Source organism: Vibrio sp. YT-16 (genome assembly GCF_033337405.1).
GTDB classification, from domain to species: domain Bacteria; phylum Pseudomonadota; class Gammaproteobacteria; order Enterobacterales; family Vibrionaceae; genus Vibrio; species Vibrio alginolyticus.
This window is the reverse complement of sequence record NZ_JAWOQQ010000008.1, coordinates 193,775-220,180: the sequence shown is the minus strand read 5'-3', so window position 1 is coordinate 220,180 and position 26,406 is coordinate 193,775. Positions and strand designations below refer to the sequence as shown.

At 44.6% G+C, this 26,406-nt stretch carries 23 protein-coding genes; 7 read left to right on the top strand and 16 right to left on the bottom strand.

Translation table 11 applies throughout. From position 1 onward, the window contains the following. Positions 1-396: 396 nt before the first annotated feature. Complete coding sequence (locus R7F07_RS15230; protein WP_005384268.1) at positions 397-1,269, bottom strand: Tim44 domain-containing protein; 873 nt, start codon at positions 1,267-1,269, stop codon at positions 397-399. A 392-nt stretch (positions 1,270-1,661) separates the two neighbouring features. Between R7F07_RS15230 and R7F07_RS15225 the strand changes: the two genes are divergently transcribed. The 3 genes from R7F07_RS15225 to R7F07_RS15215 all read left to right on the top strand — a co-directional run bounded on the left by R7F07_RS15225 (position 1,662) and on the right by R7F07_RS15215 (position 5,184). After that, complete coding sequence (locus tag R7F07_RS15225; RefSeq protein ID WP_005382308.1) at positions 1,662-2,252, top strand: TetR/AcrR family transcriptional regulator; 591 nt, start codon at positions 1,662-1,664, stop codon at positions 2,250-2,252. Positions 2,253-2,265: 13 nt separating this feature from the next. Beyond that, entirely contained in the window at positions 2,266-4,140 is a 1,875-nt protein-coding gene (locus R7F07_RS15220) for an MFS transporter (protein ID WP_318110532.1), read from the top strand. A 114-nt stretch (positions 4,141-4,254) separates the two neighbouring features. Further along, positions 4,255-5,184 (top strand): YeiH family protein, encoded by a 930-nt coding sequence (locus R7F07_RS15215; protein WP_017819997.1) that lies wholly within the window; start codon positions 4,255-4,257, stop codon positions 5,182-5,184. On the opposite strand, the gene R7F07_RS15210 is transcribed toward R7F07_RS15215, so the two are convergent. The 7 genes from R7F07_RS15210 to R7F07_RS15180 form a co-directional block, all read right to left on the bottom strand. Beyond that, entirely contained in the window at positions 5,181-5,369 is a 189-nt protein-coding gene (locus R7F07_RS15210; protein WP_017819996.1) for a hypothetical protein, read from the bottom strand. The two genes, R7F07_RS15215 and R7F07_RS15210, sit on opposite strands and share 4 nt — an antisense overlap. Before the next feature lie 100 nt (positions 5,370-5,469). After that, positions 5,470-6,897 (bottom strand): o-succinylbenzoate--CoA ligase, encoded by a 1,428-nt coding sequence (menE, locus tag R7F07_RS15205; RefSeq protein ID WP_213961822.1) that lies wholly within the window; start codon positions 6,895-6,897, stop codon positions 5,470-5,472. Next, positions 6,882-7,871 carry an o-succinylbenzoate synthase gene (menC, locus tag R7F07_RS15200; protein ID WP_005382317.1) on the bottom strand — a complete coding sequence of 330 codons (990 nt, stop codon included), beginning with the start codon at positions 7,869-7,871 and terminating at the stop codon, positions 6,882-6,884. Before menC ends, menE begins: the two co-directional genes overlap by 16 nt. A 125-nt stretch (positions 7,872-7,996) precedes the next feature. Continuing rightward, the gene (gene menB / locus R7F07_RS15195; RefSeq protein ID WP_104975975.1) at positions 7,997-8,863 is read right to left on the bottom strand and encodes a 1,4-dihydroxy-2-naphthoyl-CoA synthase; all 867 of its coding nucleotides are present in this window, start codon (positions 8,861-8,863) and stop codon (positions 7,997-7,999) included. Beyond that, a complete protein-coding gene (menH, locus tag R7F07_RS15190; RefSeq protein ID WP_042524030.1) occupies positions 8,856-9,683 on the bottom strand; it encodes a 2-succinyl-6-hydroxy-2,4-cyclohexadiene-1-carboxylate synthase in 828 nt (275 codons plus the stop codon). The genes menB and menH overlap by 8 nt, the downstream gene beginning before the upstream one ends. Next, the gene (menD, locus tag R7F07_RS15185; RefSeq protein WP_136976370.1) at positions 9,670-11,388 is read right to left on the bottom strand and encodes a 2-succinyl-5-enolpyruvyl-6-hydroxy-3-cyclohexene-1-carboxylic-acid synthase; all 1,719 of its coding nucleotides are present in this window, start codon (positions 11,386-11,388) and stop codon (positions 9,670-9,672) included. The genes menH and menD overlap by 14 nt, the downstream gene beginning before the upstream one ends. Then, positions 11,385-12,692 carry an isochorismate synthase MenF gene (locus R7F07_RS15180; protein WP_206947033.1) on the bottom strand — a complete coding sequence of 436 codons (1,308 nt, stop codon included), beginning with the start codon at positions 12,690-12,692 and terminating at the stop codon, positions 11,385-11,387. Before R7F07_RS15180 ends, menD begins: the two co-directional genes overlap by 4 nt. 217 nt (positions 12,693-12,909) lie before the next feature. On the opposite strand from R7F07_RS15180, the gene R7F07_RS15175 reads away from it, so the two are divergent. The 3 genes from R7F07_RS15175 to R7F07_RS15165 all read left to right on the top strand — a co-directional run bounded on the left by R7F07_RS15175 (position 12,910) and on the right by R7F07_RS15165 (position 16,138). Continuing rightward, positions 12,910-14,124: a pyridoxal phosphate-dependent aminotransferase gene (locus R7F07_RS15175; protein ID WP_005384283.1), complete on the top strand. Its 1,215-nt coding sequence runs from the start codon at positions 12,910-12,912 to the stop codon at positions 14,122-14,124. 91 nt (positions 14,125-14,215) lie between these two features. Next, the gene (gene yfbR, locus R7F07_RS15170) at positions 14,216-14,800 is read left to right on the top strand and encodes a 5'-deoxynucleotidase (protein ID WP_017634778.1); all 585 of its coding nucleotides are present in this window, start codon (positions 14,216-14,218) and stop codon (positions 14,798-14,800) included. A gap of 15 nt (positions 14,801-14,815) precedes the next feature. Continuing rightward, positions 14,816-16,138, top strand: a complete 1,323-nt coding sequence (locus R7F07_RS15165) for an anti-phage deoxyguanosine triphosphatase (protein WP_017634779.1) — start codon at positions 14,816-14,818, stop codon at positions 16,136-16,138. Between the two features lie 6 nt (positions 16,139-16,144). On the opposite strand, the gene R7F07_RS15160 is transcribed toward R7F07_RS15165, so the two are convergent. Next, on the bottom strand, positions 16,145-16,759 hold the full coding sequence (locus tag R7F07_RS15160) for a tRNA-uridine aminocarboxypropyltransferase (protein WP_025766956.1): 615 nt from the start codon (positions 16,757-16,759) through the stop codon (positions 16,145-16,147). Positions 16,760-16,762: 3 nt separating this feature from the next. Between R7F07_RS15160 and rrtA the strand changes: the two genes are divergently transcribed. Beyond that, complete coding sequence (gene rrtA, locus R7F07_RS15155; protein ID WP_005382331.1) at positions 16,763-17,314, top strand: rhombosortase; 552 nt, start codon at positions 16,763-16,765, stop codon at positions 17,312-17,314. A gap of 98 nt (positions 17,315-17,412) precedes the next feature. Here the strand turns inward: rrtA and R7F07_RS15150 are convergent, their stop codons facing one another. The 7 genes from R7F07_RS15150 to tig all read right to left on the bottom strand — a co-directional run bounded on the left by R7F07_RS15150 (position 17,413) and on the right by tig (position 26,350). Beyond that, positions 17,413-17,697: a ComEA family DNA-binding protein gene (locus R7F07_RS15150; protein WP_031777211.1), complete on the bottom strand. Its 285-nt coding sequence runs from the start codon at positions 17,695-17,697 to the stop codon at positions 17,413-17,415. A gap of 255 nt (positions 17,698-17,952) precedes the next feature. Next, positions 17,953-19,812 carry a peptidylprolyl isomerase gene (gene ppiD / locus R7F07_RS15145; protein WP_318110531.1) on the bottom strand — a complete coding sequence of 620 codons (1,860 nt, stop codon included), beginning with the start codon at positions 19,810-19,812 and terminating at the stop codon, positions 17,953-17,955. Between the two features lie 201 nt (positions 19,813-20,013). Beyond that, positions 20,014-20,286, bottom strand: a complete 273-nt coding sequence (locus R7F07_RS15140) for an HU family DNA-binding protein (RefSeq protein WP_005382341.1) — start codon at positions 20,284-20,286, stop codon at positions 20,014-20,016. Between the two features lie 191 nt (positions 20,287-20,477). Further along, entirely contained in the window at positions 20,478-22,829 is a 2,352-nt protein-coding gene (lon, locus tag R7F07_RS15135) for an endopeptidase La (RefSeq protein ID WP_005384300.1), read from the bottom strand. Between the two features lie 130 nt (positions 22,830-22,959). After that, positions 22,960-24,240, bottom strand: a complete 1,281-nt coding sequence (clpX, locus tag R7F07_RS15130) for an ATP-dependent protease ATP-binding subunit ClpX (RefSeq protein ID WP_005382345.1) — start codon at positions 24,238-24,240, stop codon at positions 22,960-22,962. Between the two features lie 70 nt (positions 24,241-24,310). Continuing rightward, entirely contained in the window at positions 24,311-24,937 is a 627-nt protein-coding gene (gene clpP / locus R7F07_RS15125) for an ATP-dependent Clp endopeptidase proteolytic subunit ClpP (protein WP_005382347.1), read from the bottom strand. A 105-nt stretch (positions 24,938-25,042) separates the two neighbouring features. Beyond that, positions 25,043-26,350, bottom strand: coding sequence for a trigger factor (tig, locus tag R7F07_RS15120; RefSeq protein WP_005382251.1), 1,308 nt, complete (start codon positions 26,348-26,350; stop codon positions 25,043-25,045). Positions 26,351-26,406 lie beyond the last annotated feature (56 nt).

Genomic DNA, 26,406 nt, shown 5'->3' with positions numbered 1-26,406 from the left:
CTACAATCAAAAATTGCAACGCAGTTATCGAGTATTTTAACAAGCTAGAATGACCAGTTATTTACTACGATTGGTATAACCTATACTCAATCTCACTAAAGCAACCAACCCCATGTGAAACTCCACAAACAAAAGGCTGAGGAGCAGATCTTTACCCTACAAACAATGTACTAGCTATTTTGATTTTGTTAGTTCGTATGGCCTTAATATGAATGTTCAATATAAATAGGAAAACACTTGAGGACTTACTAGAAAAAGTGGGCTCGCAAAATTACCAAACGGACTCAATTAGTGATGTTTGCATAAAAACACGTACAAGAAATATAAATGATAGATACAAAAAATCCCGCAGGGGATGCGGGATTTTTACTAGTGACTAAATTGGTTTAAAGGTGACTAGCCTTGAATACCAACGATTAACCATGGCGCATTAGGCGCAGTCAAGTCACGCTCTAGGTGCCAGATATCTTCGATTTCTTCTTCAACACCTTCTACTGTGTCACGGTAACGACCGCTAAACTGCAGACTAAGCTGTGCTTTATTTGCATCGTAATCAGCACGGACGATCTCCGCATCAACGTACATTACGTCAGTATGCTGCTCACCGTCGAGCTTCGCGCGCTCTGCTTTTAGGTCTTCAAACAAGCTTGGAGAAACATATTCTTCAATAGTTTCTAGCTGGTTGTGATTCCACGCACCTTGCAGGATTCGATAGTGTTCACGAGAACCATTAATGAACGCTGCTTGGTCAAAACCCGGTGGGTAGTTATGTGGTACGTCTGTTTGAGCGCCAAAACCACCAAAGCCACCATTATTTGTGTTTGGTTGTTGCTCAAAGTTTTGCATGTTTGGTTGCTCAAACTTAGATGCGTTGCCACCAAATGCAGGCTGTTGACGATGCTGGTTCATACTGCCCTGCTTCGCACCTAGCATACCGCGCATTAGTTTAAAGATGACAAAGGCAATCAAACCAATAATTAGGATATCCATAAACTGGATACCTTCAAAAGCACCGCCAAAGAATGCAGCAAGTAGACCACCAGCAAGAAGTCCGCCTAGCAGCCCCCCCATAAGGCCTTTCTTACTTGAAGACTTTGTCGTCTGATCTTTGCCGACCGTATTGGTGTTTTGTTGCTGTTGTTTCGGTGCTGGTGCAGTTTTGTAGCTCTTACCGAAAGACTTACTGCCACCAAACTTCTTCGCTTCCGCGATAGGCGTTACAGCAACAGTAAACATCAATAAAGCAACAATAGAAAATAAACGTTTCATCGTTATCCTTAAAGTTAGCTATCTAAGATAGTGCCCCATTTTCAAGACGAAACAATCGTTGTTTCAAACAGTAGCACGCCAAAGATGATTTTTAAGTCATCATACTCTGTATACCGATTGATGAAAATAGCTTATAGAAGCTGACATGTATCAGAATATTGCCAAAAATGCAGACTGCTCACACTGCTTACAATTCAGCTGAAGGCGCTTGATCAATGTAAAAAAAGTATGGAATAAGTTCACTAATACTCCAGATTGTTTTACTTGAATTAGAATCAGTGACACAGCTCAGAATCCTACACCTTGAGGGCACTTGGACACATTGCCTTGTTGACGGTTAATAGGTAGCTGACTATCATATTGAACGATGTTCAATAAAGTAGTTTGAGAGTATGGCGCGCAGAAACGATCACACCCGAGAAGAGTTAGTGAATTTGACCTTAACAACGGTCAAAAACTTTTTAGATGAGAATTCTTACCACGAACTCAGTCTTCGTAAAATCGCTAACATGATTGGTTACGTGCCAAGCACATTGGTAAATGTTTTTGGTAATTATAATTTGTTGTTGCTTCATGTTGTCGCTCAAACTTTAGATGAGTTATCTCAAGAAGCACGCAAAGCGACTAATGACAGCAAAGACTCCCATCAAGCGCTTTTTGAACTCGCTTATTGCTACCACGATTTTGCTCAAAAACACCCATACCGTTGGCAGTTAGTGTTCGAACACAACATGAATGGAGCAGAACTTCCGGAATGGCATGCCAAACGTATCGATGGTATGACGGGAATGCTAGAGTCACTATTGGCTCAAATCGCACCACATCGTACTGAATCCGAAGTGATTCAAGCGAGTCGAGTCCTTTGGTCTGGCGTACATGGCATTACTTTACTCAGTGTTGATGATAAGTTTTTCTCTAGTGAACCGATTGATGGCAAAGAATTGATCAGTAATCTTCTTTCTAACTACCTCACGAACTGGTAACAAAGGATTATCCATGTCATCCGACAGACAGCCGTCCTTACTTACGCAGAGAAAGTTCCTGCCCTATTTCATTACTCAGTTTTTTGGCGCTTTCAACGACAATATTTTTAAAAACGTTTTGCTGTTGTTTGTCGCATTCGCTGGCTCCAGTGCACTACCTATTTCGAGCAATTTGTTCATCAACCTTGCGGCAGGCTTGTTCATTCTACCGTTCTTTCTGTTCTCTGCTTCCGCTGGCGTATTAGCCGACAAATATGAAAAGTCATGGTTTATTCGTAAGGTCAAACTATTTGAAATAGCCATCATGCTCTTGGGTGCCATCGGATTCATAACCGAAAGTTATGGTGTGCTTTTATTGCTACTGTTTTTAATGGGCACACAGTCAGCATTTTTTGGCCCAGTTAAATATGCCCTTTTGCCTCAAAAGTTAAATGCTAAAGAGTTAGTGCCCGGCAACGCTCTTGTTGAAGCTGGTACCTTTATCGCCATCCTTATTGGCACCTTAGGCGCTGGGATTATAGCCTCTGCAGACAACGCAAAATACCTCGCCGCATTTTGTGTCGTGATCTTCGCATTGTTAGGCTACTTGTCGAGCCGCTCAATCCCCTTTGCTGCAGCCAGCGCACCCAATCTCTCTTTTCGTTGGCAACCATACAAGCAAACCAAACACACGCTCTCTATCGCCAAATCCGATCGAGTTGTTTTTCAATGCATAATGGCAATAAGCTGGTTTTGGTTTTTAGGCGCCGCATATCTAACACAATTCCCGAATTTCACTAAGATTTACCTAAATGGCACCGAGAGTGCGGTGTCTTTCTTGCTCGCTCTATTTTCCATTGGTATCGCGCTAGGGTCGCTACTTTGCAATTGGATCTCAAACCATCGTATAGAAGTCGGTGTTGTGCCAATTGGTGCCTTTGGCATTACGGTATTTGGGTACCTAATGGCCACTTCCATTCCCAATGATCTACCTACTTTCCATAACTTTGTAGACTTCTTTAGATATGAGCCTTTTTGGCCATTATTTTTCTACCTATTGATGATTGGTGCTTCGGGCGGTTTGTTTATCGTGCCTCTTTACGCATTAATGCAGCATCGAGCAAAGGAAACCGAACGTGCTCAAGTCATCGCAGGGCTCAACATCTTTAACTCTCTGTTTATGGTCGGCAGCGCTGTCTTAGGTATTGTGTGCCTAAGTGTAATCAAGATGACAATTCCTCAACTGTTTGCATTGTTAGCCATTTTAAATTTCTTAGTCGCCGCTTACATCTTTTTGCAAATTCCTATTTTTGTAGTTCGCTTTGTCATGTGGATGCTTACGCACACCATCTATCGAGTTAAGCATAAGAATCTACACAACCTACCCGAGCATGGTGGGGCATTGATTGTATGTAATCATGTAAGCTACATGGATGCATTGCTACTTAGTGCCGTATGCCCAAGGTTGATTCGTTTTGTGATGGAGGAAGATTACGCCAACCTACCTCCATTAAGGCGCTTTTTACGTCGAACTGGGGTAATTCCAATTTCAGCGAGTAAGAGAAGCTCTATCAGACGTGCATTTAACGATGTGGAAGCTGCGCTAAGCGAAGGTCATATCGTCTGTATTTTCCCTGAAGGAAGATTAACTTCAGATGGTGAAATGAATGAATTCATGCGCGGTATTGATATAATCCTACGTCGTAGTCCAGTACCTGTCATACCTGTTGCACTTAAAGGCTTATGGGGAAGCTATTTCAGCCGCGCAAAAGGTCGCGCATGCTGTGGCTTACCGACTCGATTTTGGTCAAAGCTAGAAATAGAGGCAGGACAACCGGTGCCACCAAACGAGGCAACGGCAAAAACAATGTTCGATAAAGTGCATCAACTTAGAGGCGACTGGCGATAAATACACTTGAACACATGTTTAGGATAACTGAACATGTGTTCAAATCATTAAGACAAACTGACCACACCCAGTGCGATATACTCTCCCTTTCATTCACAACAGCGAATAAAAACCTTGAATAGAAACTACCTCCTGTTTGGATTGGCGTTACTTTTTTGTCTAACCCCTCTTGCCTCCTCTCCCATTGCTCTAGTTATCGGTTTTCTACTCGCAAGTTTTGGTTTTGTGCCTTCCGAGCTGCCCATCGCTTCTTTTACTAAAAAGCTGCTGTCTTACTCGATTATTGGCTTAGGCTTTGGCATCAACTTCGAGCAAGCGCTTACAGTCACATCGGATGGTATCGGCCTGATCATCGCCACTATTACAGGCACACTGATCATGGGCACTCTCATTGCCAGGGTGCTTAAATTGGAGCGAGTAACCGCTTACTTAATCTCATCAGGTACTGCAATTTGTGGTGGTAGCGCAATTGCTGCTGTGGCACCGGCGATTAAAGCGAAAGACGAGCAGATTGGATTAGCACTGGCAACGGTATTTGTCCTGAACTCCATTGCACTCTTTGTGTTTCCTGTGATTGGACATGCTTTAGGGCTAGATCAACACACATTTGGCACATGGGCTGCAATTGCCATTCATGACACATCTTCTGTTGTCGGGGCTGCCTCGGCCTATGGGGAAGAAGCGCTAACTACGGCAACAACATTGAAACTCGCGCGCGCTTTATGGATCATTCCTGTTGCTTTGATCAGTGCCGTCATCTTTTCAAGAGGCCAAAAAGAGTATGGAAAGAAAAAACTAGCTATCCCTTATTTCATTTTTTGGTACTGTGCAGCTATCGCGTTTAGCGACTTCTTTCCTCAATTTGAAATGGTCTATCACGGCATTTTCATTGGAGCAAAGCAAGCGTTGGTTGTATGTCTGTTCTTGATAGGTTGTAGCATTTCAATTTCAAAACTAAAGTCTGCTGGAGCTAAGCCACTGTTGTTTGGTGTGACTCTGTGGGTGTTAATTTCGACCACTTCTCTAAGTTGGTTACTGTTTTAGATATTGGTGGTCTGCTTATCGCGTTGAGGGGACGGTATTTCCCGTTTGCTATTTTTGTATATAACGACCAACGCAATAGCGTTCAAAAATACCGTTAGCTCTGCAAGAGAGCGGGCTAGCCCTTCACTACTTATCGCGATACTAATTTGTAGTGCTACTGCCGCAATTAAAACTAGCTTTGCCATCCTGAACCTTATGCATTTTCTCTCCACGAAGAAGCATAATTATGATTCAGAGTTATAAGGATACGAAATTCTCTTTATGACTAATACATAGCAAAATTGACTAATGCTGAAGTGATGACAATAGCCACTCTTTCACGGCCTTACGTGAAATTTTGATCCCGCCTTTTAGTAGAGTTTGTGGCATTACATGGTATTCCACTGGCCATTTAAACTTCTCTAACTTTGATTGCAAGTGCTGGTCATACTCCGATTTGCTGCGCAATCCATTGGTCTGAATCACAGCTACTGGTCTATGACCAAACTCCGCGTCTTCGACTGGAACCACTATACTCTGCACTACACCATCAATTTGGTTCAAAGCGGCTTCAATCTCTTCACAATGGATATTCTCACCACCAGAGATAAACTGATTGTCGGCACGGCCGATTATCTTTAATTCATCACCTTGCCACTCGCCAAGATCTTTGCTGTCAAACCAGCCTTTCTCATCCAGAAATGGGGTAACATGTCCTTGATGGAAATACCCTGCCGCTAATGTCTTACCGCCAACAAAAATGCGTTGGTCAACTAATTTTATCTTACGGTGCTTCAATACATGTCCAGCATTACTGGTGCTGTCAATTCTCTTTGCGGTAACGGTAGAGGCCGCCTCCGTCATCCCATAACCTAACCATGTCTCAATGCCTTGCCCTGTTGCTCGTAGTGCCAACTCGTGATCAACGTGGCTGCCGCCCAGTAGCACATGTGTCAATGACAAATGTGCATCATCATCCAATAACCGTTTGAGCTGAGTCGCAACCAAAGAAGCGTGTGATACGCCCTGAACATCATCAACAAGTTTCCCTGAACCGACTTTTAGTGTTGCTCCGACATATAGCCAACGATAGACAATCGCTAATCCAGAGACGTGATACAGCGGAAGCGATAACAGCCAAGCATCTTGCTGAGTGAAAATGAACTCCTGCAACAAGCCCTCTGCAGACGCAAGATGCTGTCGATGTGTATGAACCACAGCTTTAGGCTCCTCTGTAGAGCCAGAAGTAAATACTACTGAAGCGAGCCGGTCATGATGATAGCTATCTTCAGTCAACGAATCACTCTCTTGCTGTGATACTACAGGCGGTGAAAGCAATGTTGCCTTGAGTTTTTGTATATCATGTTCAGAAAAGGTCGAAGCGCACTCCTGAGAAAACCAGATAAACCGAGTTTGATCAGGCCTGTAAAGTGCAGCAAGCTTACCCTGCAACTTATCTAGTGGTTGTTCCATGGTCAGCGCAGCGAGCGCGCCTAACTGTTTGGAGGCAAGATAAAACAACAGTGTTTCTACTTGGTTCTTGCCAACCAAAGTCAGCACATCCCCCCGAGTTACACCCAAGTCATTCAAATAGTGAGTGTATTGGTCAATACGCTTCGAGAGTTGTTGCCAGTTTAATACTTCTGTTGATGTCTTGAGTGCAATAGAAAAAGGGCTCGTTTGAGCCCAATATTTCCATGGTGCCTTCGCAATATTGTCTACGCAGAATGCCACACAATCTCCTGGTCTTTTAGAGGAAGAACGGGAAGTTCACACTTAGGCCAGCCCTGCTCTAGCTGAGCTTTGAATAAGCCAATCGTATCCAAACCTGGAACTTCATCAGGCAGCTGCCATTGGGCAAAGCGCGCTAATTGAGTTAAACCGAGACTGGATTCAATGCTCGAGCTAATCACTGCTTTCATCCCCAGTGACTTCGCTTTCTCTATCAGTGTAATACAAAAATCCACTGAACCAATGAGTGTGGGTTTGATGATGATCGTTTTCACACCAGTTAGATCTTCAAGACGGAAATCTTCACGACGAACCGCATCTTGCAATGTTTCATCCCAAGCGATAGCAATACCAGTATTAATCGCAAAAGAGAGACTATCGCCAGGAGAGCGGCACGGCTCTTCTAGAAACGTGATTCGTTGACGCAGAGACGGGGCAATGTACTTAGCGAACTGCTGCGCTTTTTCTGGTGTCCAAGCGCGATTGGCATCGAGTCGAAGCGTTAATTGAGGGATTGATTCAAGAAAAAGGTTCACAAGCATGCCATCGCGAATTGGCTCATAAAGTCCAACTTTCACCTTAGCGACTTTCTCACCTTCCATTTCGTTCAGCTTTGGAATGAGCTCATCTGGGTCGCCAGTGCATAGTGGCGCTGTTTGGTATTTACCTTGTTGTGGTAAACCACCAGCTAATTCAAGTTGTGCCATCGATAAACCAAACGCAACCGACGGGTACATATTGGCATAATCCACATCCAACTCTGCTACCCAACGCTCCGCCTGTTCTTGTAGCTGAACACCCGCATCTTCGGTGCTCTCTAAGCTAAAACCAGGAAGAGGAGCGACTTCTCCAAACCCTGTTTTACCATCTTCGGAAAGCGCAACAACATAACCAACACGCTCGGTTAGCTTGTTGTCACGTAGGATGACACCACTATCCATGAGCAAGCTATAACGATAAATTTTCGCTTCACGCATAATTCAAGTCCTATGTAATGCCGTATATTTGAGCGTTCTGACGAGCAATCCCACCAGCCTCCCAGAGGGGGAGGCGCTCAGGAAAAAAGGAACAGAGGAGCTAACACGCTCCTCATTTAGACGGATTATGGGTTGCGAGGGAATTTATCGAAGTCTGGACGACGTTTCTCGTTGAATGCGTTACGACCTTCTTGGCCTTCATCTGTCATGTAGAACATCATAGTCGCGTTACCCGCCAGTTCTTGCAGACCCGCTTGGCCATCACAGTCCGCGTTCAACGCAGCTTTCAAGCAACGCAATGCCATTGGGCTGTGTTGCAGAACTTCACGACACCAACGAACGGTTTCTTTCTCTAGATCCGCTAGTGGTACAACTGTGTTTACTAGGCCCATGTCTACCGCTTCTTGAGCATTGTAGAAACGACATAGGAACCAAATTTCGCGAGCTTTCTTTTGGCCTACGATACGAGCCATATAAGATGCGCCCCAACCGCCGTCAAATGAACCCACTTTAGGGCCTGTTTGACCAAATTGAGCGTTGTCAGCTGCAATTGTTAGATCACACATCATATGCAGTACATGACCACCGCCAACAGCCCAACCAGATACCGATGCGATCACTGGTTTTGGACAAGTACGAATATCGCGTTGGAAGTCCAATACGTTGAGGTGATGTGTGCCTTGGTCGTCTTTATAGCCGCCGTAGTCGCCACGGATCTTCTGGTCGCCGCCAGAACAGAATGCGTCTTCACCTAGACCTGTCAGAATGATCACGCCAACACCAGAGTCGTAACGCGCATCTGCCAACGCATCAATCATCTCTTTTACCGTTTGAGGACGAAACGCGTTACGCACTTGAGGACGCGCAATGGTGATTTTCGCGATACCATCTTCAGACTTATGGTAATGAATGTCCTCGTATTTCTCGCCGCAATCTTTCCATTGAACCGGAGCGTAAAGTTCTTCTTCAGAAATGCCTACTGTTTTAGCCATGGTGATTCCCATTGTTCTCGTTACTCTCACCAAAGTGAGACTGAATTATTTGCTTGGTATGTATCGCAAACTGTTTGGGCTGCTCTTGATGGACGTTATGACCAGCGCCTTCAACTTGTCGATACGCCAACCCGCTACGTTGTGCCAGTTGGCTAAATTTTTGGTCTTTCTCACCACACAAGTAATACACTGGTATGTTCTGCTTTTGCAGTGAGGGCAACAAATATGCCTGTTTGGCTAACGATGTCGCCATCAACATATTCGCCACCGCTGAGCCAAGATTATCACTTCGCTTCGCAATGAATGTTTGTCTTTGCTCATGGTTTAGTGAAGAAAACACCGCTTGTTGGTACCAATCGTTCAAAACACGTTCAAGTGGTTCAGTTTTGAAACGCATTGCCCAGCGAGCATCATTCTCTAATCTCACCTGTTTCTCTGACTCAGTTTGAAGCCCGAAGTTTCCCCCTTCAATAATCGCGCCTGCAATATTGAGCTCTGGAAAGCATTGATGGGCAATACCATGCATCGCAATGCGGCCGCCCATAGAGTATCCAATCAAAATAAGTGGTTGTTGTGAGGGAAATAATAAAGATAGTGTGGAACCAAGAAGTTTGCAGCAATCATTTAAATCGCAGCAAAAAATAGATTGGCTGCGTCCGTGACCAGGAAGGTCAACCGTAACACGCTCATATTCGGGTAATGCATTTAAACACGCGAGCCAATCGGCACCGCTACCGAGTAAGCCATGCAAAAACACCAAAGTGGGCAACGTTCTACTTTGGTGTTTTTCTAATACAGGGAAACGTTCAAAGTAAAGCATTCAGACTCTTATTAAATGCCTTGAGTGTCTCAGCAGCTTGGTTAGATGGGGTTTGAACCTCGACCAGCAACGTTCCTTGGCCGTGACATAAATGCTCTTTTACAGATGATTGGAATTGCTCCAGTGTAGAAACATGCAAATACGCCAAACCAAACTGCTTTGCCGCGTGTTCAAACTGATAACCATGAGGCATTTGATAATATGTCGTTCTGCGCTCTGGTGGTACTGGCAACATATCAAAAATCGCACCGCCGTCATTATTAGTAACAACAAGTATCGCCGGCAGTTTATTGTGAGAAAATAGCGCCAGAGAATTGAGATCATAAAGTGCTGCTGTGTCACCGATATACATTAGTAACGGATTACCTCTTGCCCGTTGCACGCCTGATGCCGCAGCAAACAAACCGTCAATCCCTGACGCGCCTCGATTAGTGAAAACCTCTACACCATCCAATTTTCCGTACATATCAACAAGCCGAACAAACAAGCTATTACCCAAGAAAACATCTACGTTTTTTGTGCGCTCGTTGATGTCTGCTGCCAACGCAATTTCGTCAATGGCAGACGCTGAATCAGATAGGAAGGCTTCTTCGATACGTTGATGAACTCGCTTAACGTCATTCGCTAACCTATCAGCCCACCCAGCAAATATTGACTTCTCAAAACTAATGCGAGAAACCCACGTTTTAGGAGGCTCAACCCAGTGCATTTGCGCCAGATGATTTTGGTTATTCCGGTCCATACAAGGTGAGACATACCAATACTGAACGTCTTTACTTTGTTGATTTTTCGATACTTGTTTATCAATCCATTGGTTCAAACGTTTGGAGATGATTCGGCTACCAAATTGGATAATAAGTTCACAAGATTCAAGCTCGTTTGCGAACTCGGGAAGTTGAAGCCATACATCGTAATACGCCCAATCCGAACTGAGACCACTTTGCGGGTCTGCAAGTACTGGCCATCCCATCTTTTGTGCAAATGCCTGCGCCGACTTCGCTTGTTCAAGCGGTAAGCTGCCAATCACAACCAAGCCTTTTTTGTCCGAAAAAGGCGGGATGTTTGCCTGTGACAAATGGCTAAAACGCTGAGTATAAGTGCCGCTTCCTTTTCGCCATCCGGCGACCGAATCTAAGTAGGTTTGATAATCCGATTTTGCGCCGTTGGAATACAAAGGCTCTGGAAATGCACAATTAATATGAACGGCACTACCCTGCAATTGCTGAGTAAACATCACTTCGTCAACAGAGGTCAGCAACCAGTTAAGCGACGTTGCTAAATTTGGGCTTGGTAAATTCAAACTGGCCGAAACATGATGTGAAAAAATACCCAATTGATTTATCGCTTGGTTTGCACCACAGCCGACAAGTTCTACTGGACGATCTGCTGTCAGCAGCACCAGTTTTTCACCAGTAAGTTTGGCTTCGGCAACCGACGGTAATAAGTTCGCCACTGCCGTACCAGAGGTAACGATAATTGCCACGGGTTCCTGAGTAGCTTTCGCTAAACCAAGAGCCATAAAGCCCAATCCACGCTCATCAAAATGAGTATGAATGGAAAAGTCGGACTGTTCTGCCGCTTCTAAAGTTAAAGGCGTAGAACGAGATCCGGGAGCGATACAAACATGCTTAACGCCAAATCGCTGAAGCTCAATCAATATGGTTTCTGACCAAACTCGATTGAGCACCGCTTGGTCATGACTCATGATGCGACTCCCAATGGCGGATGATCAGAAATCAGCGTAAGTAACGTCGACATTTTCTTATCAAGTTCTGCCCACTCATGTTCTGCAATGGAGCCTGGAACAATCCCTGCGCCCGCAAACAGTTGTACTTGCTCACCGAGCACAAGCGCACTTCTGATTGCGACACAAAACTCTGCTCGTTCATGGCTTATGTAACCCATTGACCCCGCGTACCAGCCGCGTGCAAACGGCTCATTATCCAATATAAATTGCATCGACTCTTGTCGGGGTAAGCCAGCAACCGCCGCTGTTGGCTGAAGCGCCGATAACAACTGAACACCATTTATCCCCGCTCTTAGACTAGCGTGAATATTTCGCTTAAGGTGCTGCACTTTTCGTAGTCTGACCAAACTCGGTTCAGCTTCCACTTCAACCACTTCAGAATGTGGTGATAGACGGTCAATGATGTCGTCCACCACATACTGGTTTTCGTTGAGGTTCTTTTGGTCTTGGGATAACCAATTCGCCAACTCCATATCTTGAGTGGCATTGTCTCCCCGACCAATCGTACCTGCTAACGCTTCGGTATGTAGCTCATGCCCTACGCGAGAATACAAACGTTCTGGCGTAGACCCCATAAAACTGTGCTTACTGTCTAAGCTCAGCATGAAATGGAAGCTATGATGGTTATTTAAGTAACTTGCTTTAAGTAGCTGTGCAGCACTTAATGTGTTATCAAGCTGCACGGTAGAGCGACGCGCTAAAACCACTTTCTTAAAATCATCATTCTCTATACCAGTCAGAACCTTATGAACTAACTCATTCCATTGAGGCTGACTTGGCGTGTGAACAATAGAGCAGATGTGAGACGAAATTGGAGCTAAGGTCGCGACCTCACAAACCAGTTTATTCAACCCAGCTAGAGTTCGCGCTTTGTCTTCTGAAATATTAACTGCGAGAGACCACTGTTGGTCAAAACGAATTAACTCAATTTGAGGCAAAAAGAAAAAAGAGGGCATACAGCGACGATTCTTCTCATGCTGTCCATCAAAAGAGCGCCCGCCCCAGACTCTTTGCCCTTCACCTAGAATGGTATAAGCAGGACCTGGCTCAACAAAAGCGTGCAATTGCCCTAGTGCAACGACCTCTTCACGTGTATCGCGGGACTGCCAATAAAACTTAGGGAAAAGTGGTTGCGCATCAAGCCAATCAATAAATGAGAAATTAGGTTTCTCGCTAAGGGGCTCGACCAGACGTGTTTGATTGCCTTCCGATTGCTGAACTCGCTCGATAATTCTCTTTACGGCTTGATGGAACTGTGACAAATCAACCTCGTTGTATGTGAGGATAAATGGTAACTGACGGCTACTCTAAGTTTAGACCCAAAGCAAATCAAGGTCGTATGCGATCTTTTGCAAAATCCTGTGATAGCAAGCGAGCAAAACTTAACCAGCAGACAGATTATTTACAGATATATATTCTAATAAAAAACAAATTATTGTATTTTAATAAAGAAATTAACGAATTTTTAGGAATTAAACAATGCAAAATATCGGGATGTCGTCAAAACTCGACAATGTCTGCTACGACATTAGGGGTCCTGTACTCAAACATGCTAAGCGCATGGAGGAAGAAGGGCATAAAATCCTAAAGCTAAACATTGGTAACCCTGCCCCATTTGGTTTTGACGCCCCTGATGAGATTTTAGTCGACGTGATTCGTAATCTGCCGACTTCTCAAGGCTATTGTGATTCCAAAGGTATTTACTCTGCTCGTAAAGCTGTGGTCCAACACTATCAGCGTAAAGGTATACGCTCGCTAGATGTCGAAGATGTGTATGTAGGTAACGGCGTGTCTGAGTTGATCGTAATGGCCATGCAAGCGCTATTAAACAATGGCGACGAAATGCTGATCCCAGCACCAGACTATCCGTTATGGACAGCTTCAGTTGCACTATCTGGTGGTAAGCCGGTTCATTATCTATGTGATGAAGAGGCTGACTGGTACCCAGACCTTGAAGACATCAAAAAGAAAATCACACCAAAGACACGTGGCATTGTTCTGATCAACCCGAACAACCCGACAGGTGCGGTATACAGCCGTGACTTCCTACTTGAAGTGATTGAGATAGCACGCCAGCACAAACTGATCATTTTCGCAGATGAGATCTACGACAAAGTGTTGTACGACGGTGCAACACATACCTCAGTCGCCACACTCACTGAAGACGTGCTAGTCATGACATTCAATGGCCTTTCAAAAGCCTACCGTGTTTGTGGTTTCCGTGGTGGCTGGATGTTCCTAACGGGGCCTAAACATCTGGCTCAAGGGTACGTGAATGGCTTGGAGCTGCTTTCATCGATGCGTTTATGCGCAAACGTACCAATGCAGCATGCGATTCAAACCGCGTTAGGTGGATACCAGAGTATTAATGAACTGATTTTACCTGGCGGACGCTTATTAGAGCAGCGCAACCGAGCGTATGAACTGATCAATCAGATTCCTGGTGTTTCTTGTGTCAAACCTAAGGGTGCGATGTACCTCTTCCCGAAAATCGACACTAAAATGTACAACATCAAGAACGATCAGCAGATGGTTTTAGATTTCTTAAAACAAGAGAAGGTCTTACTGGTGCAAGGTTCCGGTTTTAACTGGCCAAAACCAGACCACTTCCGCATCGTGACACTACCGCACGTTGAAGATCTAGAAATCGCTATTGGACGTTTTGAAAGATTCCTATCAACCTACAGCCAGTAATGAATCACTGGTAGTAATTAGTGCTGATCTCTCATATGCTTAGAGGAACTCCTAGTGAGTTCCTTTTTTTACACCAGAAACGGAGGAAGCCATGAAAGAAAGCCATTTTTTCGCCCACCTGGCTCGAATGAAGCTGATCCAACGCTGGCCTTTAATGCGGTCCGTCTCACCAGAAAACGTTTCAGAGCATAGCTTACAAGTTGCTTTTGTCGCTCATGCCCTTGCCCTAATTAAAAACAAAAAGTTCGGCGGCAACCTTAATCCAGAACGCATCGCTATTCTTGCCATGTACCATGATTCCAGTGAAGTATTAACGGGTGATCTTCCAACTCCAGTGAAGTATTACAACCCTGAAATTGCCAAAGAATATAAGAAGATAGAATCGGCAGCGGAACAAAAATTACTCTCAATGTTACCGGAAGAGTTCCACGATGATTTTGCCCCCTATCTTCTTTCTCACTCTGCACACGAAGAGGACGCAAAAATCGTTAAGCAAGCCGATTCCATCTGTGCCTATTTAAAATGTCTTGAAGAACTAAGCGCCGGCAACCATGAGTTCGCTCTGGCAAAAAAACGCTTAGACGTCACTTTGCAAGAACGCAGAACGCCTGAAATGGATTACTTTCTCAATACCTTTGCCCCAAGTTTCGAATTATCGTTAGATGAAATCAGTTAGCTTACGGAGATAATCGTGTCGTTTGAATTACACCCGCAATGGCAAGAGCGCCATGATGATGAGCATAAAATCCGTCGAGACGACCATCGGAGCCCGTACCAACGAGACCGAGCGCGCATTCTTCACTCGGCTGCATTTCGACGCCTACAAGCAAAAACCCAAGTACACGGCAATAGCTTGGAAGACTTTCACCGCAGTCGGTTAACACACTCCTTAGAAGCGTCGCAACTAGGGACCGGTATCGTCGCCCAGTTAAAGAAAAAACAGCCAGAGTTCCGCGATCTATTACCATCAGACAGCTTAATTGATTCATTATGTTTGGCTCACGACATCGGGCATCCTCCATACGGTCATGGGGGAGAAGTCGCTCTAAACTACGTAATGCGCGAACATGGCGGCTTCGAGGGGAACGCCCAAACCTTTCGTATCGTCACTAAGTTAGAGCCTTATACTGAGCATTTCGGAATGAATTTATCACGCCGCACACTGCTTGGTTTGATTAAGTACCCTGCCCTCATTAGTCAAACACGCTCCGTCAAGTTGCCTCAACCAGCCGAGCATCAACGTAAACTAAAAGCAAAAGATTGGAGCCCAGCTAAAGGCATTTATGATTGTGATAAAGACTTATTTGATTGGGTAATTGCACCGCTTTCTGACAACGACAAGGCATTGCTTAGTCTGATGCGTTCAACGCCAGAATCGGAGTTTGAGCACAGTAAAACGCGTTTTAAATCACTCGATTGCTCAATCATGGAGCTAGCAGATGATATCGCCTACGGTGTTCATGATTTAGAAGATGCAATCGTACTTGGTATGGTGACACGTCAGCAATGGCAAGAAGGCGCAGCAAGTCAATTAGCGGACTGTGGCGACCCGTGGTTTGAAGCTCATATCGATTCCATCGGACAGATGCTATTTAGCGGTAAGCACCATGAGCGGAAAGATGCTATCGGTGGTATGGTTAACGCGCTACTGACCAGCATTTCAATCAAAACGGTGGATGAGCCGTTTAATAACCCGTTACTGTCTTGGAATGCGTGTTTAGAACCACAGATGGCACGTGCACTTGACGTACTCAAGCACTTTGTCAGCACCTTCGTTATCCAAGTCCCGCAGGTCCAGATCGTTGAGTATAAGGGTCAGCAAATTATTATGGATATTTTTGAAGCGTTAACAGCAGACCCAGAGCGATTACTACCCGTTCATACAAGAGATCTGTGGTGTCAGGCGAAGAGCGAGAGCAATAAAATGAGGGTCATCGCCGATTATATTTCTGCAATGACCGATGGTCACGCGCAAAAGCTACACCGCCAACTTTTCTCTTCCATCGTTCTTTAGTAACACTCAACCTTTCAAGTAATTCTTTTCAAAAACGCCCGGAGGCATCTGGGCGATTTGGAATTCGATCATCTTTTCAAACGCACGCATCAGCGGTGTAAAGTCTCGCTCGGGTTCAAGCAAGCGAAGCGAATGATAACCAGCCTCGACTGTCGATAAGCTATTCTCAGAGGGCGCCTTACGAATGGTGTAGTGCCCTTGTAGTTGCTTAGGCAACTGCACGGTTGGGAGTGGATGTAAGTTGCTTGAGAGTTGCCACATTTTGTACGCTTTTTTCCACGTACCATCGAGCAAAATCAAACGTATTTTCTTAGATACACTATGACTCGCTTGAGTGATTTCAGAAATGCATCGTGACTCTTCTGATGGGTAAAGAACAAAATGTTGATATGACTCATCCGCTAATAAGTGATTTAAGGCATCATCACAAGAAAAGTCCTCTCCTATCAAACAAATACAGTTATCTAAACTCAAATTGAGAATCCGTGCCGTACCAAGCGGACGATGTTCTTCACTCGTGTGCTGAAGAATGATAAGTTCTACCTCGCTTGCCAGCGGTACAATCCATTGGCAAATACACGCTTTTTGCGATTTTCCACAACGAGAACAATAACGAGACATAGAGTGAACCTTTATACCTTGCTGAGTATTATCAGCGTGATCTGTTTGATACTTCAATTTGAACCAATGGCAAGCCTAACCGAGTGGCACAGCTACAATATACGCCATGGTGAATGGTGGCGAATCGTAACAGGAAATCTCACACATACCAACTTTGCGCACTTAGGAATGAACCTCGCCGGATTGTGGATCATTACTTTTATTTTTCGCCCAAGCACTCGTAACTTCCTTATCGTTTTTTCAATCTTATGTGCATGTGTTGGTGCGCTGAATTTGTTTACCAACATGTCGGTATACGTGGGTTTATCCGGCGTATTACACGGATTGTTTGGATTTTGGGCGCTCAGAGAAGTCTTTGAAAGCAGAAGAAGCAGTGTGTTGTTAGTTGGAGGACTAATCGCCAAAGTAGCATGGGAGCAGGTCTATGGCCCATCCAGCAGTACTGCTGAGCTTATCGGTGCAAACGTTGCTATTGATGCTCATATGTTTGGCGCACTCGGTGGGTTAGTAATGGCTTTACTGGAAAAAGGCCTTCGCCGTCGTTTATTCGGATAAAAAATCCCGAACCACGAAAGAGGGGCTGGTTCGGGAAAGCAGTAATAGGGAAACAGATATTGTTCTGAATTCAGACTCAATATCTGCAATACATCAAGCTACAGTAAAATGCGGTCTTCGTTTTTCTTAACTGTCGCTTCACCTATGCCTTTTACGCTCTTCAAATCTGCTGCCGTTTTAAAAGGGCCATGTTCCTCGCGGTAGTCCACTATACTCTGCGCTTTCTTCTCACCTATACCTTTCAACATGGTCGCAATTTCTTCAGCAGTGGCCGTGTTGATATTTACAGTAATTTCAATTCCTTCATATTTGTCGGTGGCTGAATCCGCAGCCATGCTAAAAGGTGCAAAAACAAATAAGCACAATGTCAAAATCCATTTCATATTGAACATACAATCTCCAAAATAGTAGGCTAAAAACAGTCATCGAGAGCGAGTCACTATCAAGTTTGCAATGGAAAGCAATATGGTTATGCATTTAACAAACTGAGATGACCCGGAATTCACAACGGCCGCTATCACTTAAACGCGCACTAATTTAAGTAATGCCTATTGATGATTGAAGTTCATAAAGACAAAAATAAAACGGACCGCTTATGCGGCCCGTTTTATTCAACATACAAATTACACTAATTGTGCTTAGTTGCTCACAACATAATACTCGATGTCAGTATTTGCACGCAGTACGGCTAGTACAGATGATAAATCTTGCTGAGAAGATGCACGCTGCATTTGCATCGCAACTTGATCTTCTAACTCACTATCTAGCTCTGCGTTTACAGCATCAAGCTCGATGATAATGATGTTACCTTCAAGATCTTTAGACTGACCGTATACTGGTTTACCATCGACTGGTTTTGCCATCGCGAATACCGTTGTTGCCAACGGAGAACGACGATCTACTGTCTCTTGTTCACCAAAGGCAAGATTATTTTCAGCAAGCACGTTCGTCTTACCTTCTTTCAATGCCGCAACGACTTGTGTTCCAAGTTCCATCGCTTCTTGCTCACCTTTAACACGAGATAGCACTGCAACAACCTGATCTTTCACTTCTTCTAATGGAAGAACTGTCTCGTCACGCGCATCTTCAACACGAACAACGATAATATGCTCAGGCGCAACTTCGATAGCTTCAGAGTTTAGGCCATCTTCTTTAACTTCAGGACTCAGGATAGCTTGCATTACAGCAGAGCTACGAAGCACTTCAGGTGCATCAACCTGAGAAATAAAGTCCGTTGTCTTCACTTCTTGGTTAACCGCTTGAGAAGCATCATACAATGAGTCTGGGTATTCAAACGCTACGCGCTCAAGCTCATTTTGCAACTCGTAGAATTGATCGATAGCTTGTTGGTCAACCATCTCTTGTTTGATTTCAGCAGCGACTTCTTCAAATGGCTTCGCCACAGAATCTTTTAGCTCTTCAAGCTTGATAATGTGATAGCCAAAGTCCGACTTTACTAGACCCGACGTATCGCCAGGATTCTTCAGTGCGAATGCCGCTTCTTCAAAAGCAGGGTCCATCACATCACGCTCGATCCAACCTAAGTCACCACCGTTTTCAGCGCTGCCAAAATCGTCAGATTTCTCTTGAGCAAGCGTCGCAAAATCTGCACCCGCGTTTAGCTCATCTAGGATAGCTTGCGCTTTTGCTTCATCGTCCCCTTCTACAAGAATGTGAGCGACACGGCGTTGCTCTTCTGAAGAGTATTTGTTTAAGTGCTCGTCGTAGTACTTTTTCACCTCAGCATCAGAAACATTAACTTGTTCCTTTAGCGCTTCAGCTGACAGTTCGATGTAAGAGACTTTAACCTGCTCTGGGCGTGTAAAGTTGTCTGGGTTTGCTTTGTAGTACTCTTGAATTTCTTCGTCGGTCAATTCAATATTTTTCGCGAACTCCGCTAAGTCGATCTGAATCGTGCGAATATCACGAGTTTGAGTGAACAGCTTGCCTTCTGCTTGTACTTCACCCGGCAGAATAAATTCACTGTTTTGTAGCGCATTCAGCAGTTGCTCACGAACCAATTCACGACGCATGTACTCAGCAAAAGAGTCTGGCGAAAAGCCTGCACGACGCAAAGAAGCTTGATAGATCTCTTGATCAAACTGACCATTAGATTGGAACTGAGGCATGTCTAGAATCATGCTACGCACTTGAGTGTCGCTGATTCGCAGACCCAAAGCTTCAGCTTGTTGGTCAAGCAACACGTCATTGATCATTCGATCTAAAACGGATTTGCGGAAAGATTCAACATATGCAGGGTCAGCCAGCATTTGAGAGAAGTAGTCACCCAACTGAGCTTGCATACGGTTACGCTCATTTTGGTATGCCATCTCGAACTCACCACGAGGAATCTCAGTGTTACCGACTTTCGCTGCAGAGTTGTTGCTACCACCAACGATGTAGCTACCTACACCTGCAAATACGAAAGACAGGATGATAAGTCCAAGGATAATTTTGACCGCGATGCTATTCACGCCTTCGCGTAGTCGATCCATCATAATTTAACTGCTCTCCACAATTGAAGCCTACTGCTTCTATCTAATAGAAATAATGGCGCAATAATATCAGAAAAAGAAATGCGCATCAGTATGATGCGCATAATTTAAGAAAGTTCGGCTCGAAGTTTGTAAATTTTTGTTCGAAACTTATTGTTTGAGCAAAAGTTAAGCAAATGGCCGGTTACAGAAATAACGCCGTGATTAGTTACAAGCGTCTTTCAGTGCTTTACCAGCTTTGAAAGCTGGTACTTTTGCTTCTGCGATTTGGATTTCTTCACCAGTTTTTGGGTTACGACCAGTACGTGCAGCACGAGTACGAACGCTGAATGTACCAAAGCCAACTAGAGCGACTTGATCACCAGATTGAAGAGTTCCGCTTACTGCTTCGATGAATGCATCTAGAGCACGACCCGCTGACGCTTTAGAAATATCTGCATTTTCTGCGATTTGTTCTACTAACTGAGTTTTATTCACTGTAATTTCCCCTTTGTGTCATCTGTGATTATTTTTGTGATGACTTTCGTTCCATTGTTAAGAAAATATGCTCCACCCCTTATTCATCAAGGGCTGGCAGCTATCGAAACTAACTTAGCGCCCAAAAAAAACGCTGACAAGCCTTTTTGGGCTTATCAGCGTAAACTTTTACTTATTTTTGCTACACATCACTATTTTTGAGACTCAAACTCAACGCCCGTCGGGTCTCGCTCTAGTGCGACTTTCAGTACTTCATCAATCCACTGTACAGGGATAACTTTCAGATCAGCGATAACATTATCAGGAATCTCTTCCAGATCACGCTCGTTATCTTTTGGAATTAGCACTGTCTTGATGCCACCACGGTGTGCCGCAAGTAACTTCTCTTTTAGGCCGCCGATAGGTAGAACCTCACCACGCAGTGTGATTTCACCCGTCATCGCTACTTCTGCTTTCACAGGGTTGCCTGTCAGAGAAGAAACCAATGCTGTACACATTGCTGTACCCGCACTTGGGCCATCTTTTGGTGTCGCGCCTTCCGGCACGTGTACGTGAATATCTTTCTTCTCGTAAAAGTCAGTATTGATACCTAGCTTTTCTGCACGAGAGCGAACCACTGTCATTGCTGCTTGGATAGACTCTTGCATCACATCCCCAAGAGAACCCGTTTGTGTCAGCTTACCTTTACCTGGCATTGATTGAGTTTCAATCGTTAATAGATCGCCACCCACTTCTGTCCAAGCTAGGCCAGTTACTTGACCAATTCGGTTACTTTCATCCGCTTTACCGTAATCGAAACGTTGAACACCTAAGTACTCTTTTAGGTTGTCCATCGTTACCGTTACTGACTTGATGTCCTTATCCAGCAAGATATTCTTCACCGCTTTACGGCAGATCTTAGAAATCTCACGCTCTAAGTTACGGACACCCGCTTCACGCGTGTAGTAACGAATGATGCCAATAATCGCAGAATCTTCAATGACGATCTCATCCGCTTTCAAGCCATTACGCTTCACTTGTTTATCAACAAGGTGACGTTTTGCAATGTTCAGCTTCTCGTCTTCGGTGTAACCAGATAAACGAATAACTTCCATACGGTCTAACAATGGGCCCGGGATGTTCATCGAGTTCGATGTCGCAACAAACATAACGTCAGAGAGATCGTAATCCACTTCTAGGTAGTGATCGTTGAACGAGTTATTCTGTTCAGGATCAAGCACTTCTAGTAGAGCCGATGCCGGATCACCACGCATATCTGAAGACATTTTGTCGATTTCGTCCAATAAGAACAGCGGGTTCTTCACACCAACCTTCGACATCTTCTGGATCAATTTGCCTGGTAATGAGCCGATGTAAGTACGACGGTGACCACGAATTTCCGCTTCATCACGCACACCACCCAACGCCATACGAACATACTTACGGCCTGTAGCTGAAGCAATTGAACGACCAAGAGACGTTTTACCTACACCAGGAGGACCAACAAGACAAAGGATAGGACCTTTTAGCTTGTTGATACGGTTTTGAACAGCCAGGTATTCAAGGATACGTTCTTTGACGCGTTCTAGACCGTAGTGATCTTCATTAAGAACCTCTTCTGCTTTCGCTAAGTTTTTCTTAACTTTTGAGCGCTTAGCCCAAGGAACGCTGACCATCCAATCGATGTAGCTACGAACCACTGTTGCTTCAGCAGACATTGGAGACATCATCTTAAGCTTTTGCAGCTCTTGCTCTGTCTTTTCACGTGCCTCTTGAGGCATTTTTGATTCGTCAATCTTCTTCTGTAGCGTTTCGAACTCGTCTGGTGCGTCTTCCATCTCACCAAGTTCTTTCTGAATCGCTTTCATTTGCTCATTCAGATAGTACTCACGCTGAGATTTTTCCATTTGCTTTTTAACGCGACCACGAATTCGTTTTTCAACTTGCAGCAAGTCGATCTCTGATTCCATCTGGCCCATCAGGAATTCCAGACGCTCAGTGACGTCAACAATTTCAAGTACTTGCTGCTTATCTACCAACTTTAACGGCATATGAGCCGCAATGGTATCCGCTAAGCGTGCGGCTTCGTCGATACCATTAAGTGACGTTAGCACTTCTGGTGGAATCTTCTTGTTTAGCTTAATGAACCCTTCAAACTGATTAATCGCGCTGCGAACAATCACTTCTTGCTCACGCTCATCCAATTCTGGCGTAACAACAAATTCAGCTTCCGCTAGGAAGAAGTCACTCTCTTTAAAGTGATTGATTTTTGCTCGCTGCTGGCCTTCGACCAATACTTTTACTGTGCCATCCGGAAGCTTCAAGAGCTGGAGAATGGTGGCTACCGTACCTACGTCAAATAGGTCGTCAACCGTAGGCTCGTCAGTATCCGCTTGCTTTTGTGCCACAAGAAGAACTTGTTTGTTGGTTTCCATCGCCGTTTCTAGACAGCTAATCGATTTCTCACGACCAACAAACAATGGAATAACCATGTGTGGGTAGACCACTACGTCACGTAGAGGTAGTACCGGGATCTCGATACGCTCGGAACGTTCCAAGTTCATATAATTCTCTCTTCCGCTTTCACGTTTAACGTATTACTTAAGGCAGTATATGGGGGCTAATTGTTTGGATTCAATAAGAGAAATAAAAAAAGGAGGTAATTACTTACCTCCTTTTTCATTATGGCTGAATTTACTCTGCTCCAGCTGCCTGATTGTCTGCGTTACTGTAAATAAGCAGTGGCTCTGACTCGCCATTAATGACGGACTCATCAATCACGACTTTACTAACGTCTGTTGCAGATGGTAATTCGTACATGGTTTCAAGTAGCACGCCTTCAAGAATCGAGCGTAAGCCACGAGCACCTGTTTTACGCTCCATTGCTTTTTTCGCGATAGCGCGCAGCGCATCTTCACGGAATTCAAGTTCAGCGTTTTCTAGCTCAAACAATGCTGCATATTGCTTGGTCAGTGCGTTCTTCGGTTCACATAGGATCTGAATCAACGCTTCTTCATCAAGCTCAGTCAGTGTTGTTGTTACAGGTAGACGACCAATGAATTCTGGAATGAGGCCATACTTCACTAAGTCTTCAGGTTCAACTTGAGTAAATAGCTCACCTACCGTCTTCGATTCATTCTTCGAACGAACTTCAGCACCAAAGCCAATACCTGTACCTGTTGCAACACGCTGCTCAATCACTTTGTCTAAGCCAGCAAAAGCACCACCACAGATGAACAGGATCTTAGATGTGTCCACTTGTAGGAATTCTTGCTGAGGATGCTTACGACCACCTTGAGGTGGAACCGATGCAACCGTACCTTCGATAAGTTTTAGTAGCGCCTGCTGAACACCTTCACCAGATACGTCACGCGTAATAGATGGGTTTTCAGCTTTGCGTGAAATCTTATCAATTTCATCAATGTAAACGATGCCGCGTTCCGCTTTAGCTACATCGTAATCACATTTTTGCAGAAGCTTTTGGATGATGTTTTCAACGTCTTCACCTACGTAACCGGCTTCGGTTAGTGTCGTCGCGTCTGCCATTGTAAATGGCACATCCAAGAATCGAGCTAATGTCTCCGCAAGTAGTGTTTTACCGCTACCTGTAGGACCAATTAGAAGGATGTTACTCTTACCAAGCTCCACACCTTCGCTCGTTGTATCACCATTGCGTAAACGCTTGTAGTGGTTATATACCGCAACTGCGAGCACTTTTTTCGCGTAATCTTGCCCGATCACATAGTCATCAAGGTGTTCACGGATCTGTTTTGGCGTTGGTAACGCTTCAGATTCTTTCTTAGGGAGAACATCCTTGATTTCTTCGCGAATAATATCGTTACATAAGTCGACACATTCGTCGCAAATGTACACTGACGGACCTGCGATTAGCTTGCGAACTTCGTGCTGACTTTTGCCGCAGAAAGAACAGTACAGCAATTTACCGCTGCCACTTTCTTTGCTTTTATCTGTCATTCGCTAACCTCTTAGCCTTTACTCTTCATGAATGAGTGTATATCAATTTTTGCCAAAATGCGCTGGCTAATTACTCGCCACGGTGGCTTAACACTGCATCCACGATACCGTATTCCACAGCCTGCTCTGATGACATGAAGTTATCACGATCAGTATCGCGCTCAATGACTTCAAGAGGTTGGCCTGTATGTTCTGCTAACAACTTGTTTAGCTTCTGTTTAATCGTCAGGATTTCCTGAGCATGGATTTGGATATCAGAAGCTTGACCCTGGAAACCACCCAATGGTTGGTGGATCATTACACGAGAGTTAGGCAGTACGTAACGCTTACCTGGCGCACCACCTGCAAGCAGGAAGGCACCCATTGAACATGCTTGACCCATACACACAGTGCTGACATTTGGCTTAATGAACTGCATGGTATCGTAAATAGACATACCAGCTGTTACGCTGCCGCCTGGCGAGTTGATGTATAGGAAAATATCTTTATCTGGATTTTCAGATTCTAGGAAAAGTAGCTGAGCCACGACAAGGTTTGCCATGTGGTCTTCCACTTGACCCGTTAAAAAAATCACGCGCTCTTTCAGCAGACGTGAGTAGATGTCGTAAGAGCGTTCGCCTCGGGAAGTTTGTTCAACCACCATTGGTACTAGCGCGTCCATAATTGGCGACATTGCATTTTTTTCTTGGTAGCTCATATTCTTATGTCCCTAAAATAAATGGCCCGGATGATGACTATCATACGGACCATTGTTAGCAGAATAGTTAACGTTAAGTCAACCTTCTACGCAAGATATTGCTTATTAAGCAGCAGGTTGTTGTTGGTTAAGTAGCTCGTTGAAGCCTACTTCTTTCTCAGAAACCTGTGCTTTAGCGATGATCGCGTCGATTGCTTGCTCTTCTAGAGCTACGTTGCGCATGTTGTTCATCATTTCTTCGTTTTGCTCGTAGTAAGCAATAACTTCTGATGGATCTTCGTATGCAGTAGCCATTTCTTCGATTAGAGCTTTAACTTTCTCGTCGTCCGCTTTTAGCTCTTCAGATTTGATTACTTCACCTAGTAGAAGACCAACAACAACGCGACGTTTAGCTTGTTCTTCGAACAGTTCACGTGGAAGCTGAGCAGCAGCTTCTGGGTTACCACCGAAACGTTGTGCAGCTTGTTGACGTAGAACTTGGATTTCTTGCTCGATAAGCGCTGATGGTACGTTAATGTCGTTTTGCTCAACTAGACCGTCAATCGCTTGCTCTTTGATGCGGTTCTTAACAGCTTGCTTAAGTTCGCGTTCCATGTTCTTACGAACTTCAGCTTTAAGTGCTTCAACACCACCTTCAACAACACCGAACTTAGCAACGAACTCGTCGTTTAGTTCTGGTAGTTCACGAGCTTCAACTTTGTTCACTTTGATTGCGAACTTAGCTGCTTTACCTTTTAGGTTTTCAGCGTGGTAATCTTCTGGGAAAGTCACGTCGATGTCGAATTCCATACCAGCAGTTTTACCTGCGATACCGTCTTCGAAACCAGGGATCATGCGACCAGCACCCATTTCTAGAGGGAAGTTCTCAGCTTTACCGCCTTCGAACTCTTCACCGTCGATAGAACCAACGAAGTCGATGCTTACGCGTTTGCCATCTTCAGCTGCTTCTTCAACTTCAACCCAAGTTGCTTGTTGCTTACGTAGAGTATCGATCATCTCTTCTACGTCTGCATCTTTAACTTCTGTTAGTGGTTTTTCAACAGTGATGCTCTCTAGGCCTTTAAGCTCAACTTCTGGGTAAACTTCAAAAGTTGCAGTGAAAACTAGGTCTGAACCTTCTTTGTTCTCTACAGGAGCGAAAGTTGGAGCGCCAGCTGGGTTGATTTTCTCTTTAACGATAGCTTCGATGAAGTGGCGTTGCATTACTTCACCAAGAACGTCTTGACGTACTGCTTTGCCGTACATCTTAGCAACCATTTTTAGAGGCACTTTACCCTTACGGAAACCATCGAAACGACGGTTTTTAGCGATGTTGCGTAGTTCAGCTGTTACAGCGTCTTCGATGTTTGCAGCTGGAACAGTAATGTTTAGACGGCGCTCTAGGCCCTCTAGCGTTTCAACAGTAACTTGCATTATATATAAACCTCTAAAGTGGCTCGGTTTTCCGAGCGTATGAGCGAAACTCAGAG